1 protein-coding gene is annotated in these 459 nt (G+C 59.9%); it reads right to left on the reverse strand.

Annotation, left to right across the window (positions count from 1 at the left end; all coding sequences use genetic code 11):
* On the reverse strand, window positions 1–459 hold a 459-nt coding region (locus tag JWG88_RS22335), incomplete at both ends, for an MMPL family transporter (RefSeq protein ID WP_205235834.1).

Raw genomic sequence — 459 nt, forward strand, 5'->3', positions numbered from 1 at the left:
CCAGAAACGCCATGCCGGGAACGGTCCAGACGATCTCCTTGCCCAGGATGAACTGGAAGAAGACCACACCGATGCCCAGTGCCGACATGTACGAAAGGACCACGGACAACACGAGATAGATCGGCGCGATGATCGACCGCAACAGCGCGGCGAGGATCAGGAACACCACGATCAGGGTGACGGTGATGATGAATCGGAGGTCGCCGTCGTAGTAGTTGCGCATCTCGTTCTGGATCGACGAGAAACCGACCAGTGAGATCTTCGCGTCCGTCAAAGACGTGTTGGGACGGGCGCTTTCGGCCGTCTTCACGATGTCCTTGACCTGGTCCATGGCCGCGGTGCCGAACGGGTCGAGGGCCGTCTGCACCAGATACCGGACCGAGCGGCCGTCGGGTGAGACGAAAAGCGCTGCGGCCTTGTTGAATTCCTCTTGGGTGAGGATCTGTGGCGGGATGTAGA

Source organism: Desulfopila inferna, from assembly GCF_016919005.1.
Classification (GTDB): domain Bacteria; phylum Desulfobacterota; class Desulfobulbia; order Desulfobulbales; family Desulfocapsaceae; genus Desulfopila_A; species Desulfopila_A inferna.